Origin of the sequence: Streptomyces dysideae (assembly GCF_001514305.1) — a bacterium.
Classification (GTDB): domain Bacteria; phylum Actinomycetota; class Actinomycetes; order Streptomycetales; family Streptomycetaceae; genus Streptomyces; species Streptomyces dysideae.
This window is the reverse complement of the sequence record NZ_KQ949095.1, coordinates 76,187-90,689: the sequence shown is the minus strand read 5'-3', so window position 1 is coordinate 90,689 and position 14,503 is coordinate 76,187. Positions and strand designations below refer to the sequence as shown.

Genomic DNA, 14,503 nt, shown 5'->3' with positions numbered 1-14,503 from the left:
ATGCGCGTCATGGCTCACATTGCGATGGTCATGAACCTCGACAAGTGCATCGGCTGCCACACCTGCTCGGTCACCTGCAAGCAGACGTGGTCCAACCGGCCCGGCGTCGAGTACGCCTGGTTCAACAACGTCGAGACCAAGCCCGGCGTCGGCTACCCCCGCCGCTACGAGGACCAGGAGCAGTGGAAGGGCGGCTGGACGCTCGACAAGCGCGGGCGTCTGGTCCTGCGCTCCGGAGGCCGCGTCAGGCGCCTGCTGTCCTTGTTCTCCAACCCGAACCTGCCCGCCATCGAGGACTACTACGAGCCGGTCACCTACGACTACGACAACCTCGTCAGCGCGCCCGCCGGCCAGGACATCCCCGTCGCCCGCCCCCGCTCCGTCCTCACCGGCAAGCCCACCGCCATCACCTGGGGCGCCAACTGGGAGGACGGTCTGGGCGGCGCGCCCGAGAACGCGGGCGGCGACCCCAACCTGACCGGTGAGTGGGCCGAGAAGGTCAAGTTCGAGTTCGAGCAGACCTTCCTCTTCCACCTGCCCCGCCTGTGCGAGCACTGCCTCAACCCCGCCTGCGTGTCGGCCTGCCCGTCGGGCGCGATGTACAAGCGGGTCGAGGACGGCATCGTCCTCGTCGACCAGGACCGCTGCCGCGGCTGGCGGATGTGCGTGACGGCATGCCCGTACAAGAAGGTCTACGTCAACCACGCCACCGGCAAGGCCGAGAAGTGCACCTTCTGCTTCCCGCGCATCGAGGCCGGACAGCCGACCGTGTGCTCCGAGACCTGCGTCGGCCGGCTGCGCTACCTGGGGCTGCTCCTCTACGACGCCGACCGGGTCGGCGAGGCCGCCGCCACCCCCGACGAGAAGGACCTGCTGGACGCCCAGCGGGGCGTCTTCCTCGACCCGCACGATCCCGAAGTGGCCGCGGCGGCACGGGAGTCCGGCATCCCCGAGGACTGGCTGGCGGCCGCCCGCCGCTCCCCGGTGTACGACCTGGTCTCCCGGTACAAGGTGGCCCTGCCGCTGCACCCGGAGTACCGCACCCTGCCCATGGTCTGGTACGTCCCGCCGCTCTCGCCCGTCCTGGACGCCGTGGACGCGGCGGGCGGCAACCAGGACGACCCCGACCATGTCTTCGCCGCCGTCACCCGGCTGCGCATCCCGCTGGAATACCTGGCCGAGCTGTTCACCGCCGGAGACACGGACGTGGTCGCCGGGGTGCTGATGAAGCTCACCGCGCTCCGCTCGTACATGCGGGAACGCACCCTCGGCGAGGCCGGTGACGAGGCCGCGCTGAAGGCGGTGGGGCTCACCGCCCGCGAGGCGGAGGACCTGCACCGGCTGCTCGCCGTCGCCAAGTACGAGGACCGGTATGTCGTCCCGGCCGCGCACAAGGAGGACGCGGCCGCGCTCACCGCGATGGAGAACCGCTGCCCGGTGGAGTCCTCCGGCGACGCGCCGTCGGACCGCCGCGTCCTGCTCGGCATTCCCACCCTGCGCCGCCCCTCGACAGGAGACCCCGTATGAGCCCCGTGCCCGCCACCGTGCCGGCGATGGTCCGCACCCGGATCCGCGCCGCCGTCCGCCGCCGGGCCACGACGGACCCGGTCGAGGCCGAACGCCGGAGCCTGCTGCTGAGGCTGATGTCCCTGATGCTGCAGTACCCCGACTCCGAGCTGGTCGCCGCCCGGCCCACCGTGGCCGCGGCGGTCGCGGCCCTGCCCGAGTCGCCCGCCGCCACCGAACTGGCCGCGTTCACCGACTGGTTCACCTGCCAGGACCCCGACACGCTCGCCCGTCACTACGTCGAGATGTTCGACCTGCGCCGCAAGAGCAGCCTCTACCTCACCTACTACCTGCACGGTGACACCCGCCGCCGCGGTATGGCCCTGCTCACCCTGGCCCGGCGTTTCCGGGCCGCGGGCTGGGACACCGACGGCAGCGAACTGCCGGACCACCTCCCGGTCGTGCTGGAGTTCGCGGCACTGTCCGGGCCCGGCCCGGGCGAGGCCCCGCTGCGCCAGCACCGGCGCGGACTGGAACTGATCCACCGGGCGCTGACCGACGCGGACTCGCCCTACCGGCACGTCCTGGCCGCCCTGCTCACCCTGCTGCCGCCGCCGACCGAGGCGGACCTGAAGGCGGTCGCCGAACTGGCCGCACAGGGCCCGCCGAGCGAGGACGTCGGCCTCGACCCGTACGCGGGCGGCCTGTTCGCGCCGCCGGACACCTTCGTCCCGCCCGCGCCGGCCCCGCCGACCCGCACGACACCCGACAAGGACAGCAACCGATGAACGTCTCCGGCACCGACCTGCTGCTGTGGGTCGCCGTCCCCTACATGTGCCTCGCCGTGTTCGCCGTAGGACACGTCTGGCGTTACCGGCACGACCAGTTCGGCTGGACCACCCACACCAGCCAGCTCCTCGAACACCGCTGGCTGCGCTGGGGCAGCCCGCTGTTCCACCTCGGCGCCTTCATGGTGATCGCCGGCCATGCGGTCGGACTCGCCGTGCCCGCTTCCTGGACCGAGGCGGTGGGCATCAGCGAGCACACGTACCACACCACCGCCGTCTGGGCCGGTTCGGTCGCCGGCGTCGCCATGGTCACCGGCCTCGGCATGCTCTGCGCCCGCCGCCTGCTGACCCGGCGGATCCGGCTCGGCACCGACCGCAGCGACAAGCTCCTCTTCCCGCTGCTGTCGGCCACCGTGCTGCTCGGCATCGCCGCCACGGCCGCCCACAACATCTTCGGCGACGGCTACGACTACCGCGGCACCGTCTCCGTCTGGTTCCGCGGCCTCTTCACCCTCCAGCCGCAGCCCGAGGCGATCACGGGCGCCCCGCTCCTCTTCCAACTCCACGCCCTCACCGCCTGCCTGCTCTTCGCGGCCTGGCCGTTCACCCGCCTCGTCCATGTGTGGAGTGTGCCGGTCGGCTATCTGGTCCGGCCCTATGTGGTCTACCGGCGACGCACCGTGCCGGCCCGCTCCGACCGGGGGACCGTTCGGCCCTATCGACGGACGGACGCCGACCGGTTCACTGCCTCGGACAGGTCGTCGTGACCGAGGGAGGACCGGGCATGGCCGGCAGGAGGGGGCAGGGCCGATGATCGTCGCCGTGGGGCACGCGGATCTGACCGTGCCCACGCTGGAGTTGCTGGAGAACGAACTGAAGGAACGCCTCGGGCGCCTGCCCGACGGTGTCGGCGGTCTCGTACGCGCCGGTGCGGGCGTGCCCGTGGCGTTCGGGCGGGCGGTGCGCGCGGCGGGACGCAAGCTCGTGGTGCTGCTGCCGACGCAGCGCTGCGTGCCCGCCATCCTGCCGGAGCCCGACCGTTCGGCGGCCGCGGAACTGTTGATGCTGGCCGAGCTCGTCCGGCTGCTGGGCTTCGACCCCGCCGACCGGGACGCCCGCATCGGCGCCGACGAACGGCTCGTCGCGGCGGGCCGGCGGGTCCTGGCCGTCTGGGACGGCTCCCCGACCGACGGAACGGACGCGACCGCGCACCTCGTCGCCTACGCCAGGGCCCGGGGCATCCCGGTCGAGGTGATCTGGCCCAAGGGCGCCGCGCGGGAGTCGCGGCCGGCGCTCGCGACCTGAGAGTGCCGCGTCGGAATCGAAGCCGTACGGCCCGCTCACCAGGGCCGAACGGCACTGGGGCGGACATGCCGGAAGGTGTTGTCTGGAAACGTCGGAGGAGGCTGCCATGCTGCGCGCCGAGATGTCCACCAGACGTACATCCCATCGGATGCGGCGACCGATCGTCCTGGCCGCCGCCGCCCTGCTCGTCTCCTCCGCGGCGACCGCGTGCGGAAACGGCAATGGCTCCTCGGGCACCCCCCGGCCGAGCACGCCGACCACCGACGGCACCAGCGGCGGCACGACCGGAGGCAGCCCCACCGCACCCGGCACCCCCGGGACCACCACACCCACCACGCCCGGGACGACGCGGACTCCCGCGCCGCCGACGACCACGGGCGGCGGACCGCGCCAGGTGCGCGCGTCGGTGTACTTCCTGCACGGCGAGAAGATCTCGCCCGCCCCGCGCACCGTGACCGCGCCCTCCACCGCGGCCGGGGCACTGCACGCCCTGCTGGCCGGGCCCAGCCGTTACGAACGCGGCCACGAACGCACCACCGCCATTCCCTCGGGCACGACACTGCACTCGGTCGCGGTCGACCGCCGCGTGGCCACGGTGGACCTGTCCGGGCGGTACGACGACGGCGGCGGAAGCCTTTCGATGCGCGCCCGGCTCGCCCAGGTGGTGTTCACCGCGACTCGCTTCCCCAGCATCGAGAAGGTGCGGTTCGAACTGGACGGCAAGCCGGTGACGGCCTTCGGCGGCGAGGGCATCGTTCTCAACGAGCCGGTCGGCCGGGCCGACTTCGAGGATTTCGCGCCGCTCGTCCTCGTCGAGTCGCCGTTGATCGGCGACACCATCCGTACGCCCGTGCGGGTGTGGGGGAGCGCCAACACGTTCGAGGCGACCCTCCGGCTGAAGATCACCGACGCCGCCGGGCGCACGGCCGCGAACATCTACGCCACGGCGACCTCCGGCACCGGGACGCGGGGCACATTCGATGTGACGATCCCCTACCAGGCGACCCGCTCGGGTGCCGGCACGCTCACGGCGTACTGGGACTCGCCCGAGGACGGCCGTGCGGTGATCGAGGACACCGTGCCCCTGAACGTGAAGCGGTGACGCGGACATCGAGGGGGTCGGCAGACCGTTCGTCGCGTCCTTCACACGCGCCCGGTGGGCCCCTGGACAAGGGCCGCTCGGCCCATGCCCGTCCCGTGCCCGTGACCGAGTCCGAAGACAGGCGACGTACGGCCACGACGACGGCCCCGCCGGCCGGCGCACCAGGAGGCGCACCATGACGACCGCGACCACACCCCGGCCGACGGGGTCGTGGCGCGCCGGCTGCAGGCCGCCCGCACCCGCCTCCTCGACCTGTACGCACCGTACGGGAGCGGGGCCCGGGGCTGATTCCGCAGGAGGACACCATGTACGGCAACCCGAGCATCTGAGCGACGTGATGACCCGCACCGTCGTGGCCGTCCGGCGCGGCGCGACGTTCAAGGAGACGGCGAAGGCACTGGAGCGGTGGCATGTGAGCGCCGTTCCCGGGGTGGACGACGAGCACCGGGCACGGAGCGGGCACGGAGAAGAGGGGGAAGAAAGGGAACAAGAGGCGGAAAGGACCCATCCGCTTCTCGCGGATCCTGATTGCGCGGTGCACGGCTCGAAGCCGCTTCTCCGCGTCTGGTGTAGGGGTCCTTCCCGTCACCTCCAGCACACCACACGAAGCACGGAACCACCAGGGCAGCACAGCGGACGTGCAAGGGCCGTGCCGGCCCTCCGTTCGGGCCGCATGGCTCATGTGGTCCGAGCCGGATCGGAGTTGGCTGGTAGTGAGGGGGAACGACACCTACCCGAGGGGGCGAGGACCGTGGGCACGAGTCTCACAGCGGAGTTCTGGGAGCGCTTCACGCTCCTGCTGTTCGCGGCGATGGGGGTGACCTTCGCGCTCGCCGCGCTGTTCGACGCGCTCGCACTGCGCCGGCAGAACCGCCGCACGCAGCAGCCTCCGGTCCCGCCGACGCCGGCCCCGCACCGGCCCGAGACCGCCGGCCACCGCACGTCCGTCCACGCCTGAGGCACCGCACCCGTCCGGACGGCAGACGTCCCGGACGGCCTCGTCCCGGCTCCCCGCCGCCCGCACGGCGGGGAGCCGTCAGGTGCGGACCAGTTCCGTGGCGATCCGGGATGCCCAGCCGGCGATGGCGCTCCAGTCGCGGTAGTCGCCGTACCGACCGCCCATCAGACGGAACCCGACCCGCCCGCCGAACGGCAGGTGCTCGCGGAGGATGACGCCGGAGAAGAGCTCATGGCTCCGGTACGACAGACCGGCCGGCAGACTCCGGAGGATCGCCGGGGCTTCCAGCGGCCCCATCCGCCGCCACGGCCCGCGCAGTGCCCCCGGCATGCCGACGCTGAAGAGCCATACGGGCCGGGAGCCCAGCAGCTCCAGGTCGTCCCGCACGAACCCCTTGGCCGGATCGAGCCAGCTCTGGTTGTGGACGGCGCTGCCGAGGACGAACGCGCCGTACGCGTCGGCGTCGTCGACGGCCTCCAGGGGCCGTATGTCGGTCTTCAGCCCCGCTCGGTCCAGCGTGGCGGCCAGCCGCTCGGCGACCCCACGGGTGGAGCCGTGCGCGGTCGCGTATCCCACCAGGACATGCATGACGCTCACCTCGACATCGGTCGTACTCTCGCTCTTCCGGGCCGGGCGCTTCGCGGCACGGCGGGGGCCTCGACGACCCTGAGCGGCTTCGCGTGCCGATCGGGGGCGGGCACCGTCACCACCGGGACCGTGGCGTGCCGCAGGCACTCGCGGCCCACCTTGCCCACGGCCGGCAGGTCCCACTGGCCGTGGGGCGAGCGCCCCAGGGCCAGCAGCAGTGTGCCGCGCGCCTGCTCGAGCAGCACGCGCGCGGGCGGCCCCTCCGCCACGAAGGCACGCAGGCCGGGGCCGATGTGCGGACCGAAGGCTTCCCGTACGGCCGAGGCGAGGAGCTCGGCGGCTCGCTCACGCTGCTGTGCGACCGTCGGGCGGGCGGATGTCGGCGCGTAGTGCGCGAACCCGGAGTCGACCGGTTCCCAGGCATGCACGGCGATGACCTGCGTGCCGAGGACCCGCGCCTGCTCGCCGGCCCAGCGCAGCGCGGCCACGGACGCCTCGGATCCGTCGACACCCACCAAGATCGCGCCGGTGTGTTCGGTCATGGCTGCCTCCCCGGATGGCCCTGTCCTCCCACTCTGCCCCGGACGATGCGGGCGAGGCGTGGGCCGAGCGGCTCGGGGACCGTGCCGGTCGGTCCCTTGCCGACGGCAGGGGCAATCCAGCGACCGGCGACCGCACGGTCAGTACAGCGACCCCGGCCAGCGCATCGCCACGGCGGCGATGACGGCCGCGCCGGCGATGACATAGGGCAGCGTGGTGACCGAGGCGAACCCGACGGCCGCCCGGTCCTCCCCCGGTCTCGGCTTTCGCTCGACCGGGGGCACCTCCATCCCGGGCCCGGGGCACACCCGCCGAAGCGAGCGCCCACGAGTACCGCGGGTCGAACGGCTGTTCCTTGTTGCGTGCGGCAGCCAGACGGTCAGATGGACCAGCCCGTGCGCGAGCAGGAAGGCCGAGACCCATGCGGTGGTCACGGCAGTGACTCCGGTTCGTCGCCGCCCTGGTCGAGCCGGAACGGCGGATACACGTCGGTGAGCAGGGCCGCGTAGGCGGCCACGCGCAGCGCCCAGCGGTGGAGGCCGATCAGCAGGTCGAAGATGCCGCGCGGATAGCGACCCGTGCAGGTCAGGGCGACACCGGCGAACAGGGTGAGCAGGCCGATGAGTCCGCCGGTGATCCAGAGCACGCGGTAGCCGCCGCCGAACACGCCCAGGACCAGGTAGTGCGGGATGGCCAGGAGCCACCACTTCACCAGGACCAGCCCGCGGGACAACTGTTGCGGGTATGCCACGTCCAAGTGCGCGGGGTAGTCCGGAACTTCGGCGAGCGTGAACGGGGGATAGCGGTCCGTGCCCAGGGCGCCGTACGCGTAGTACGTCACCCGCCAACTCCACCGCAGGACCCCGGTGTTGAAGTCGAACAGGGCGCGCGGGTAGCGGCCGGTGAAGAGGATGGCGAAGAACCCGATGACGCCCACGACCACGAACGCCACCCACAGGAACACGAGGATGACGTAGTGCGGCAGTGCGAGCAGCCACTTCACCAGCCACAGCCAGCGGGACAGCGGCGGATCGAGGGTGGCGCTGAGCCGGGCGGGGTGGACCGGGTGAACTGCTTCCGTGTCCATGGAAGGTGATCCCTTCGAAGCCGGGTGCGGGTCACGTCCGGTGGTGGTCCCGGGGGTGGTCGCCCAGGTAGTGGCGTTCCTCGACGACCGTGCCCGTCGTGGACATGAAGGCGATGAGACCCCGGGTCTCGCCTCAGCGTGCGGCCGGCGGGCCGGGGCGGCCCAGGGGCTGACCGGGCAGTGGGCCGGGCCGAGTGGCCCTCGATGCCGGGACACCGCCGGGAGAGGGCCGAACGGCCTCTCTGCCCCGTCGGCCGCGCGGTGCGACCGTGGAGACGGAGCCCCGTGACGAAAGGCGGTGGGGACGATGGAGCTGCCCCTGGTCGTGGGCGTCGACGGATCGGAGTCGAGCCTCCAGGCGGTCGACTGGGCGGTGGCCGAGGCCGCGCGGCACGGACTGCCGCTGCGGCTGGTGTACGCCTCCCTGTGGGAGCGCTACGAGGGCACCGCCCCCGCCGACGGCACCGAAGACGCGTCCGAGCGGGTGATGGCCGCGTACGTCCTGGACACCGCGGCGGAGCGCGCCCGGCGCCACCAGCCCGAGGTGCAGGTCTCCGTGGAAGTGGTACCCGAGGACCCGGTGTCGGCGCTCCTGCGCGTCGGCCACAACGCGTTCGCCCTGGTGACCGGCTCCCGGGGCCGCGGCGAGCTGGCCGAGCTGCTGCTGGGCTCGGTCTCGCTGACCGTGGCGGGCCGCGCGCACTGCCCGGTGATCGTGGTCCGAGGTGACAAAGCGGGCCTGGCGGGTACCCATGAGCGGATCCTGCTCGGCGTGGGAGATCCGGAGAGCGGAGGTGAGGCCGTGCGGTTCGCGTTCCGCGAGGCCGACGTACGCGGGTGCACCCTGGACGCCGTACGCGCCTGGCGCTGCCCCGTCCCCGAGACCGCCGACCATCCCCTGCTGGCCGGAGACCCCGCCCACCAGCACGAACGGCAGGCGTCCGCCCTGCTGGACACCGCCCTGCGGGACGGGACGGCCGGCCACCCCGATGTCCGGCTGCGTCGCGTCACGGTCGAGGGTCCGGCCCGTAAGGTGCTGTTGCACCGGTCGGCGGCCGCCGACCTCCTGGTCATCGGGGCCCGTCGCCGGCACGGCCGCTTCGGCCTCCAGCTCGGCCGGGCGGCGCACACCCTGCTGCACCACGCGGACTGCCCCGTCGCCGTCGTCCCGCAGCAGGTGTGACATGCACCGACCCCCCGCCCCCGAGACGTCCGACGACACGCTCGCCCCGGCCCTGCGGGACGTGCGCGCCGTCGTCTTCGACACCGACGGCGTGATCACCGACTCCGCCCGGGTGCACGCCGCCGCCTGGAAGACCGCCTTCGACGCCCACCTGCGCGCCCACCCGCCCGAGGACCCGGACCGGCGCCGCCCGTTCGACGTACGCGACGACTACCTGCGCCATGTCGACGGCAAGTCCCGACTGGACGGCGCCGCCGCCTTCCTCGCCGCACGCGGCATCGACGCGTCGGACGAGACGGTGCGTGCCGTCGCCGCGGAGAAGGAGCGCCTGTTCGCCGAACGGCTGCGCGAGCACGGCGTCGACGCCTATCCCGGCACGGTACGGCTGGTCCGCGCCCTGCGCCGGGCGGGCGTGCCCCGTGCCGCGGCCTCCGCCTCCCGGCACGCCGGTGAGCTGCTGAGCCGGGCCGGGGTGCTCGACCTCTTCGACGTCCTCGTGGACGGCGGCGAGGCCGCCCGGCTCGGCCTGGCCGGCAAACCCGAGCCCGACCTGTTCCTGGAGGCGGTCCGCAGACTCGGCGTCGGCGCCGGCCGCGCCGCCGTCGTCGAGGACGCCCTCGCGGGCGTGGAGGCCGGCAGGCGCGGCGGGTTCGCACTGGTGGTCGGCGTGGACCGGGCCGCCGGCACGGACACCGGGGCGCGGTTGCTGCGGCACGGCGCCGACATCGTCGTACGGGACCTCGCGGAACTGGTCGTGGGAGGAGCACCGAAGTGACGGGCTGGAGCTGGGAGTACGAGGGCTACAGGCCCGCCGACGAACGCCTGCGGGAGTCGCTGTGCACGCTCGGCAACGGCTACCTCGCCACTCGCGGAACGCTGCCGGAGTGCGCCGCCGACGAGGTGCACTACCCGGGCACCTATGTGGCCGGCACCTACAACCGGCTCACCTCCGAGATCGCGGGCCGCCAGGTCGAGAACGAGGACATGGTCAACGTCCCGAACTGGCTGCCCCTGCGCTACCGCCTCCCCGGCGGACACTGGCTCACACCCGACACCGCGACCGTGCTCGACCACCGCCAGATCCTGCACCTGTCCGCCGGGCTGCTGGAACGCCGGACCCGCTACGACCTCGGTGAGGGACGCGAGCTGGCGGTACGCCAACAGCGTCTCGTGCACATGGGCGACCCCCATCTGGCCGCACTGCGCACCGAGTTCACCGCCGAGGGCTTCTCCGGCCCGCTCGAGGTCGAGGCCGCCCTCGACGGCGGCGTCACCAACTCCGGCGTACCGCGCTACCGGGACCTCGACGGCCGTCACCTGACCCACCTGCACACCGGCACCGCCGGCCACGGCACGGTGTGGCTGCGCTGCCGCACCCGCACCTCGGACATCCGCGTCGGCATGGCGGCCCGCGTCACCGCCGACGCACCCGTCACCCTCCGCCACGAACTCCCGTACGCCATCCATCAGCTGACCCTCGACCTGGCCCCGGGCCGCGCGGTCACCGTCGACAAGACGGTCGCCCTGCACACCTCCCGCGACCCGGCGATCAGCGACCCGGTGTACGCCGCCGTCGACCGGGTGGACCGGGCGGCCGGCTTCGACGAGCTGGTCGAGTCGCACCTCACCGCCTGGGACCAGCTGTGGCGCCGGGCCGACCTCGACGTCCCCGGGGAGTCGGGCCGCATCCTGCGGCTGCACCTCTTCCACGTCCTGCAGACCCTCTCCCCGCACACCGCCGACCTCGACGTCGGCGTACCCGCCCGGGGACTGCACGGCGAGGCCTACCGCGGGCACGTCTTCTGGGACGAACTGTTCGTCCTGCCCTACCTCAACCTGCACTTCCCGGAGGTCTCCCGCGCCCTGCTCCACTACCGCCACCGACGCCTCGAACAGGCCCGGACGAACGCCCGGGCGGCGGGCCGCAGGGGAGCCATGTACCCCTGGCAGAGCGGCAGTGACGGACGCGAGGAGACCCAGCAGCTCCATCTCAACCCGCGCTCCGGACGCTGGCTGCCCGACCACTCCCGGCTCCAGCACCACGTCGGCTCGGCGATCGCCTACAACGTCTGGCAGTACTGCGAGGCCAGCGGCGACACCGAGTTCCTGCACACCAAGGGCGCCGAGATGCTGCTGCAGATCGCCCGCTTCTGGGCCGACGCCGCCGACTACGACGAGACCATCGGACGGCACCGCATCAAGGGCGTGGTCGGCCCCGACGAGTACCACGAGGCGTACCCCGGCGCGCGGGTGCCGGGCCTGGACGACAACGCGTACACCAACGTCACGGCCGCCTGGGTGCTCACCCGCACCCTGGAGCTGGTGGAGACCCTCCCGGAGCCGCGCCGCCGTGAACTCGTCGAGCGCACGGGCCTGGACGGGGGCGAACTCGAACTGTGGGAGGACGTCTCCCGCACCCTGCACGTCCCCTTCCACGACGACGTCATCAGCCAGTTCGAGGGCTACGGCGACCTCGCCGAGCTCGACTGGGACGGCTACCGCAGGACATACGGCGACATCCGCCGCCTGGACCGGATCCTGGAGGCGGAGGGCGACAGCGTCAACCACTACCAGGCCTCCAAACAGGCCGACGTCCTGATGCTCGGCTACCTCTTCGCACCCGCCGAACTGCAGGGCCTGTTCCGCCGGTTGGGCCTGCGGCTCGACGAGGACACCTGGCACCGCACCGTCGACTACTACCTGCACCGCACCAGCCACGGCTCCACCCTCAGCGGCCTGGTCCACGGCTGGGTACTGGCCCGGGCCCGGCGGGTGGAGGCCTGGAAGTTCTGCCAGGAGGCCCTCCAGGGCGACATCGCCGACGTCCAGGGCGGCACCACCGGCGAGGGCATCCACCTCGGCGCCATGGCCGGCACCCTCGACCTGGTCCAGCGTGGACTCACCGGCCTGGAGACCCGCGGCGGCGCCCTCTGGCTCGACCCCGTACCGCTGCCGGAGCTGTCCTCGTACGGCTTCGCCCTGCGCTACCAGGGCCACTGGGGCGTACGGCTGCGCCTGGAGCGCGAACTGCTCCAGATCGAGGTGCCGTCGTCCGACGCCTCACCGATCGACCTACGACTGCCGGACCGCGCGGTGTGCCTGCGGCCGGGGGAGACGGAGCGGCTCGTGCTCCCGGACTGACAGTGAGGATGTGATGTGTCTTCTCCGCCGGGTCTGACTCACGGACTGACCGACGCCGACTGGCTGTCCTTTAGGGGATATGTCGGCCCGCGCGGAGGAGGCATCGCACGCGACCGGACGGGCGTCCGTGACCTTATAGGAGCTTGGTCAAGAAGCCCCGCCACTGTCCTGGCGGCGAGCGCCACCGCCGGGCGTGGGCCGGATGGACCCGGGCCGAGCCCGTCCGGCCCCTGCCCGCCGGCCCGGCCGGGGCGCGAGGCTGGCCGCGCGGGCCGGTCCGGCGGTCCCCGGCCGCCGCACCCCCCCCGCGCGGGAAAGGGGACCGCGATGTACTGGAACGACCACGACAGGAACGGACGGACCCGGTTCGCCAGGCCGGCCCGCTCGGACCTGCTCTTCCGCGCCCCCGGGCCCCTGCGCACGGACGGCGCCGGCCTCCCCCGACTCCGACCGCACACGACCCGTCCCGCCCCCGGAGGGGAGGTGCGCCCCATGCCGGCGCAGCCACTCGACACGACCACCGCCACGGCCCTGGTCACCGCGGCCACGGCCGCGCCCACGCTGCACAACGCCCAGCCGTGGCGGTTCCGCTTCCGGTCCGCCGACCGGGTCCTCGAACTGCGGGCCGACCTCGACCGGGCGATGCCGCACACCGACCCCGACAACCGTGCCCTCCACCTCGGCTGCGGCGCGGCGCTGTGCAACCTCCGCGTCGCAGCGGCCCACCTGGGCCGGTCCGCCGAGGTGCGGCTGCTCCCCGACCCGGCCGACTCGCACCTGCTCGCCACCGTGCACATCGTCGACACCGACCGCCCCGACGGCGACCTGGCCCTGCTGTTCCCGGCGATCGAGCGCCGGCACACCAGCCGCGAACCGTTCGAGGACAGGCCGGTTCCGGCCGGCGTACAGGACGCGCTGCGCGATGCCGCAGAGCGGGAGGGCGCGCTGCTGGTCTTCCCGGACCTGTGGCATGTGGAGTCGCTGCTGGACGACATCCGCGACGTGGAGGGGCGCGACCTCGTGGAGCCCGAGCGGCTCGAGGAGCTGCGGCGGTGGACCCGCATCGGCACGGAGAGCGCCGACGGCATCCCGGAGCGAGCTTTCGGGCCGCGCAAGACGGGCGGCCGGGCCCCGGTCCGGGACTTCGCCGGCCGGCGCACCGTCCCCGGCCGTCCGGCGGCCGTCTTCGAGACCACCCCGCACCTGGCCCTGCTGGGCACGATCGACGACCACCCCGCCGACTGGCTGCGGGCGGGCCAGGCCATGGAACGCGTCCTCCTGCTGGCCACCCACCACGGCCTGGTCACCTCCCTCACGTCCCACAGCCTGGAACGCGAGGACCTGCGCGCACTGGCCCGGGACCCCGGCTCGGCCATGGGCTTCGTCCAGATGGTGCTGCGCCTCGGGTACGGGCCCTCGGGACCCGGGACCCCGCGCCGCCCGATCGGCGACGTGCTCGAGATCGTGTGAGGACCGCGCTCACATTCCCGGACCGCCGGTCAGCCGACGCCGCAGCAGCACGGACGCCAGGGTGAGGAGCACCGCGGCGAAGCACGGCCAGGTCAGGCAGGATCGCCGCCCGACGTGGTCGCACAGCCGCTCGGCCTCCTCCGTGTGGTGCGTGGTGTAGAGGATGGCCATGCCCTCCTCGCCGAACCGGGTGACGCTCTCCAGGATCGCGTGCCGGCTCTGCGGATCGACCCCGACCGTCGGCTCGTCCAGCACCAGCAGCGTCGGTGAATGCACCAGTCCGGCGCCGATGTTGAGGCGCCTGCGCATGCCGCCGGACAGGGAGTCGACCCGGTCGCCGGCCCGCGCGGTGAGGTCGATCAGCTCCAGCACCTCGTCGACCCGGCGCTCCAGAGGACGGCGCGGCAGGCGGTAGAGGCGGCCGAAGAAGCGGAGGTTCTCCCGGCCCCTGAGATCCGGGGAGAGCGCCACGTCCTGCGGGGACGAAACCGATGAGCTGCTTGGCCGGCCCGGCGGCCGTGCCCACCGCCCGCCCCGCCACGTGCACTGTGCCGGCGTCGGGGCGCAGCAGACCGCACACCATCCTGATCGTCGTGGTCTTGCCCGCACCGTTCGGCCCGAGCAGACCGTATGTCTCACCCGGCGCGATGCGCAGACTCACGTCGTCGACGGCGGTGCGGTCGCCGAACCGCCGGACCAGGTGCGCGCAGTCCAGCACGGTACGCCCGGTGCCCGGGGGTTCCACAGGGGCGTTCATGACATCACCTCGACCGTCGCCAGGGCTTCGCTTCGAGCCTGGTGGAGGGTCGGCCGGCCCCTGGTGGTCGTGCCGCCG

15 protein-coding genes and 1 pseudogene are annotated in these 14,503 nt (G+C 73.1%); 10 read left to right on the top strand and 6 right to left on the bottom strand.

Going from position 1 to position 14,503, the window contains the following annotated elements; all coding sequences use genetic code 11:
* The 6 genes from narH to AQJ91_RS28910 all read left to right on the top strand — a co-directional run bounded on the left by narH (position 1) and on the right by AQJ91_RS28910 (position 5,659).
* Complete coding sequence (gene narH, locus AQJ91_RS28935) at positions 1-1,527, top strand: nitrate reductase subunit beta (protein ID WP_067027353.1); 1,527 nt, start codon at positions 1-3, stop codon at positions 1,525-1,527.
* Entirely contained in the window at positions 1,524-2,294 is a 771-nt protein-coding gene (gene narJ, locus AQJ91_RS28930) for a nitrate reductase molybdenum cofactor assembly chaperone (RefSeq protein WP_067027351.1), read from the top strand. The genes narH and narJ overlap by 4 nt, the downstream gene beginning before the upstream one ends.
* Positions 2,291-3,061 (top strand): respiratory nitrate reductase subunit gamma, encoded by a 771-nt coding sequence (gene narI, locus AQJ91_RS28925; protein WP_067027348.1) that lies wholly within the window; start codon positions 2,291-2,293, stop codon positions 3,059-3,061. Before narJ ends, narI begins: the two co-directional genes overlap by 4 nt.
* Before the next feature lie 43 nt (positions 3,062-3,104).
* A complete protein-coding gene (locus AQJ91_RS28920; RefSeq protein WP_067027346.1) occupies positions 3,105-3,599 on the top strand; it encodes a hypothetical protein in 495 nt (164 codons plus the stop codon).
* 148 nt (positions 3,600-3,747) lie between these two features.
* Complete coding sequence (locus tag AQJ91_RS28915; RefSeq protein ID WP_234383031.1) at positions 3,748-4,701, top strand: GerMN domain-containing protein; 954 nt, start codon at positions 3,748-3,750, stop codon at positions 4,699-4,701.
* A 751-nt stretch (positions 4,702-5,452) separates the two neighbouring features.
* Positions 5,453-5,659 (top strand): hypothetical protein, encoded by a 207-nt coding sequence (locus tag AQJ91_RS28910; RefSeq protein WP_067027345.1) that lies wholly within the window; start codon positions 5,453-5,455, stop codon positions 5,657-5,659.
* A gap of 78 nt (positions 5,660-5,737) precedes the next feature.
* On the opposite strand, the gene AQJ91_RS28905 is transcribed toward AQJ91_RS28910, so the two are convergent.
* From AQJ91_RS28905 to AQJ91_RS28890, 4 genes are all read right to left on the bottom strand, one after another.
* Positions 5,738-6,247, bottom strand: a complete 510-nt coding sequence (locus tag AQJ91_RS28905; RefSeq protein WP_067027532.1) for a flavodoxin domain-containing protein — start codon at positions 6,245-6,247, stop codon at positions 5,738-5,740.
* 5 nt (positions 6,248-6,252) lie between these two features.
* Positions 6,253-6,789, bottom strand: a complete 537-nt coding sequence (locus AQJ91_RS28900) for a universal stress protein (RefSeq protein ID WP_067027343.1) — start codon at positions 6,787-6,789, stop codon at positions 6,253-6,255.
* A gap of 138 nt (positions 6,790-6,927) precedes the next feature.
* On the bottom strand, positions 6,928-7,221 hold the full coding sequence (locus AQJ91_RS28895) for a hypothetical protein (protein ID WP_067027341.1): 294 nt from the start codon (positions 7,219-7,221) through the stop codon (positions 6,928-6,930).
* Positions 7,218-7,874: a DUF4389 domain-containing protein gene (locus AQJ91_RS28890; RefSeq protein WP_067027339.1), complete on the bottom strand. Its 657-nt coding sequence runs from the start codon at positions 7,872-7,874 to the stop codon at positions 7,218-7,220. Before AQJ91_RS28890 ends, AQJ91_RS28895 begins: the two co-directional genes overlap by 4 nt.
* Positions 7,875-8,181: 307 nt before the next feature.
* On the opposite strand from AQJ91_RS28890, the gene AQJ91_RS28885 reads away from it, so the two are divergent.
* From AQJ91_RS28885 to AQJ91_RS28870, 4 genes are all read left to right on the top strand, one after another.
* Complete coding sequence (locus AQJ91_RS28885) at positions 8,182-9,057, top strand: universal stress protein (protein ID WP_107122563.1); 876 nt, start codon at positions 8,182-8,184, stop codon at positions 9,055-9,057.
* A gap of 1 nt (position 9,058) precedes the next feature.
* The gene (locus AQJ91_RS28880; protein ID WP_067027335.1) at positions 9,059-9,832 is read left to right on the top strand and encodes an HAD family hydrolase; all 774 of its coding nucleotides are present in this window, start codon (positions 9,059-9,061) and stop codon (positions 9,830-9,832) included.
* Positions 9,829-12,198, top strand: coding sequence for a glycoside hydrolase family 65 protein (locus AQJ91_RS28875; protein ID WP_067027333.1), 2,370 nt, complete (start codon positions 9,829-9,831; stop codon positions 12,196-12,198). The genes AQJ91_RS28880 and AQJ91_RS28875 overlap by 4 nt, the downstream gene beginning before the upstream one ends.
* A gap of 492 nt (positions 12,199-12,690) precedes the next feature.
* On the top strand, positions 12,691-13,668 hold the full coding sequence (locus AQJ91_RS28870) for an Acg family FMN-binding oxidoreductase (protein WP_067027529.1): 978 nt from the start codon (positions 12,691-12,693) through the stop codon (positions 13,666-13,668).
* A gap of 9 nt (positions 13,669-13,677) precedes the next feature.
* Here the strand turns inward: AQJ91_RS28870 and AQJ91_RS56100 are convergent, their stop codons facing one another.
* Together AQJ91_RS56100 and AQJ91_RS58415 are read right to left on the bottom strand one after the other, a co-directional pair.
* Entirely contained in the window at positions 13,678-14,277 is a 600-nt protein-coding gene (locus AQJ91_RS56100; protein WP_267891243.1) for an ATP-binding cassette domain-containing protein, read from the bottom strand.
* Positions 14,168-14,425: pseudogene (locus tag AQJ91_RS58415) on the bottom strand (ATP-binding cassette domain-containing protein); the annotation flags it as partial. The pseudogene AQJ91_RS58415 and the gene AQJ91_RS56100, both read right to left, overlap by 110 nt.
* Positions 14,426-14,503 lie beyond the last annotated feature (78 nt).